The 2765-nt window shown below is 39.3% G+C and carries 5 protein-coding genes; 3 read left to right on the forward strand and 2 right to left on the reverse strand.

From position 1 onward, the window contains the following. Positions 1-197 precede the first annotated feature (197 nt). The 3 genes from coaE (at position 198) to yacG (ending at position 1973) form a co-directional block, all read left to right on the forward strand. The gene (coaE, locus tag HRT50_RS18505; RefSeq protein ID WP_291617254.1) at positions 198-806 is read left to right on the forward strand and encodes a dephospho-CoA kinase; all 609 of its coding nucleotides are present in this window, start codon (positions 198-200) and stop codon (positions 804-806) included. Positions 807-871: 65 nt separating this feature from the next. After that, complete coding sequence (gene zapD / locus HRT50_RS18510; protein WP_291617256.1) at positions 872-1624, forward strand: cell division protein ZapD; 753 nt, start codon at positions 872-874, stop codon at positions 1622-1624. A gap of 112 nt (positions 1625-1736) precedes the next feature. Next, entirely contained in the window at positions 1737-1973 is a 237-nt protein-coding gene (yacG, locus tag HRT50_RS18515) for a DNA gyrase inhibitor YacG (protein WP_291617258.1), read from the forward strand. A gap of 23 nt (positions 1974-1996) precedes the next feature. Here yacG and HRT50_RS18520 read toward each other — a convergent pair whose 3' ends face one another. Together HRT50_RS18520 and HRT50_RS18525 are read right to left on the reverse strand one after the other, a co-directional pair. Further along, positions 1997-2419 carry a (deoxy)nucleoside triphosphate pyrophosphohydrolase gene (locus HRT50_RS18520; protein ID WP_291617260.1) on the reverse strand — a complete coding sequence of 141 codons (423 nt, stop codon included), beginning with the start codon at positions 2417-2419 and terminating at the stop codon, positions 1997-1999. Positions 2420-2469: 50 nt separating this feature from the next. Further along, the coding region (locus HRT50_RS18525; RefSeq protein WP_291617262.1) for an SEC-C metal-binding domain-containing protein at positions 2470-2765 on the reverse strand (296 nt) is incomplete at its 5' end.

A 2765-nucleotide genomic window follows, 5' to 3' on the forward strand; every position in this document is an offset into this window, starting at 1 on the left:
ATACCATTTTCATTAAGTTTGTGATCTTGTTGTGCATAGGAAAAATAAATCAGGGCAAGGCGCTCGATTGAGCAATACTCCCTATTGGGATTGAGAGCAACGCCGACATGACGTATTTTAACCAGTACAAGTGGGCAATAATTTAATGAAATTGGTATAATTAATAAGTTTATATTCTTTGTCTGAGCAATTTCATCATGTCTAAGCTAGTTATCGGTCTTACCGGCGGTATTGGCAGTGGTAAATCCACTGTTACACATTATTTTCAAGAATTAGGCATTGAGGTTATCGATGCTGATATCATTGCCAGAGAAGTTGTTGCCATTGATAGTCCCGCATTAAAAGCCATTGCAGAGCATTTTGGTGACGACTATATACAAGCAGATGGTCAACTTAATCGAGGGCTATTGCGCAGTAAGATCTTTGCCAATGAGTTAGATAAACTCTGGTTGAATAAGCTATTGCACCCTTTAATACGAACCCAGCTAATAAGTAAAACTGCAGCAGCAAAGAGCCCATATTGTATTTTAGTTGCGCCTTTGCTGATTGAAAATAATTTATTACACCTTGTTAACCGAGTGTTAGTCATTGATGTCAGTGAAGAGACTCAGCTAGAACGGACCATGCATAGAGATAGCAGCTCCTTAAAAGAGGTGAAGGCAATTTTAGCGAGTCAGACTAGCCGCAGTGAAAGACTTGCAGTAGCTAATGATGTAATTAATAACGACAAAGTGACCTTAGCAGAGATCAAACGAATCGTGGTATCACTTGATATAAAGTATTTAGCCTTGACAACAATGCTTTAAAAATCGACAATGAAATAATTCGTGCTTTATTTTCAATTTCAGGTTAATTGGTTACAAAACTTTGTATGTCTACCGTCTTATATGAACACCCGCTCAATGAGCGGATTCGAAACTACCTAAAACTTGAGCAACTCTTCGCTCAGGCCTACTCATGTATTAGTAACGAGCTCACTATAGCAACCAGCCACCAAGTATTTTTCAATGCATTGTTTGCAATTGTCGATACTTTAGAGCGAAATGACATCCGCGGAGATTTAATTAAAGATTTAGAGAAGCTTGAGCAAAATTTAGTTATTTGGTCAAAAGCTCCAGATGTAGACACCAGTGCTCTAGAAAAAAATTTAGCAGAAACGGTTAAGTTGGTTAGCCACCTCAGAAGTCCTCGCCCCACTTGGTGGCAATTAAAAGAAGATAAACTGCTCGCTTGCTTAAGGCAACGTTTTGCCATTCAGGGTGGCAGTTCTAGTTTTGATTTACCGCAGTTACATTTTTGGCTGCACCAAGATGAAACAAAAACAACACTAGAAGTTCAGCAATGGCTTAAGTTATTAAGTGATATTTCATCGGCTCTGGCCCTAATACTGAAATTTATCCGCCAACGCGCTGAATTTGAATCGATTGAAGTTGATAGTGGCTTTTATCAAGATAATGGTGAAGGACTTTTGTTATTGCGGATAAAGTTAGCGCAAGATGCTGAATATTATCCAACCATTAGTGGCAATAAGTTCCGCTACTCCATTCGTTTTATGCTGCCCTGCCAACACACAGGCCGTAGATACGCCAATCAAGCGACAGAATTTCAACTAGCCCGCTGCTAGTTTATCACTATTGATACAGCGAATACTTTTTATGTCCTGTGCTGTTGATTCAATCTATTAAGCTTTAGTGTATAATTAACATTACTTATAGTTTTTAAAATGATATTACACCATGACCTTAAAAGTTCCTTGCCCTCAATGCCAAAAAGCGGTTGTATGGCAAGCAAGTAGTGAGTTTAGACCCTTCTGTAGTGAACGATGTAAACTGCTTGATTTAGGTGAGTGGGCCGATGAAAGCAATAAAATTAGCCAACCTATACATGCTGACTCAGCCATAACTGAAGAAATGCTCGATGCCATGGAAGATGAATTTTTACAAAATAATAATTTTTTTGTCGAGCCTGAATAGATCGGCAATTGCTCTGGAGCTTGTTAACTATTTGAAGAGGTAAGCTCGCTAATAATTGCTTTATTAGCAGCTGGAAATTCAAGTAACTGTAACTCTGCGAGTGAAAACCAGCCTTGTCCTTGACCTTCCTGTGCACTTGGCTCGCCAGTAAAGTTATCCACGACAAACACATCCAAACAAACGGTTTTATCTGCTGCTCCGCCGCCACCTTTACTTCCCTTTTTACCTAGATAGGTATGCTCAACCTTAATTAATGGCTGACAGGATAAAACATCAATTGCCACTTCCTCTTGAAGCTCTCTAGCAAGTGCTTGGGCGACAGTTTCGTCTTTTTCCACCTTACCACCAGGAAACTCCCATTTACCACCTTGATGAGCCTGCACTAAGCGTTTAGTTAAGAAATACTGAGTTCCCTCTTCCTTACCACTTCGGGTAATAACACCCACGGCAACATGTAGTCATGTGACTGGCATTGATTAATATTAAGGCTAGTTAATTAAGCTAACTTGCCATGACATTGTTTATATTTCTTACCTGAGTTACATGTGCAAGGCTCATTTAGACCTACACGAGGCATTTGTTCTTGTTGACTTGGGCTTGATGCAGATTGATGTTGGAAGTCCATTGGTACTTCTTCAGCCTTTCTATGCTGCTCTTCAACTGCTTCAACATCTGACTCAGCGCGAATTTGTACTTTAGACAAAATGCCAACAACGTCATATTTCAAGTTGTCTAACATTTCAGTAAATAACTGAAATGACTCACGCTTAAATTCTTGCTTCGGATTCTTTT

This window comes from Colwellia sp. (genome assembly GCF_013215345.1).
GTDB lineage: Bacteria > Pseudomonadota > Gammaproteobacteria > Enterobacterales > Alteromonadaceae > Colwellia.

What these genes read in the sequence shown, in the direction of transcription:
- coaE (WP_291617254.1), top strand. Translation starts at nt 198, where the DNA reads ATGTCTAAGCTAGTTATCGGTCTTACCGGCGGTATTGGCAGTGGTAAA.
- zapD (WP_291617256.1), top strand. Translation starts at nt 872, where the DNA reads ATGTCTACCGTCTTATATGAACACCCGCTCAATGAGCGGATTCGAAAC.
- yacG (WP_291617258.1), top strand. Translation starts at nt 1,737, where the DNA reads ATGACCTTAAAAGTTCCTTGCCCTCAATGCCAAAAAGCGGTTGTATGG.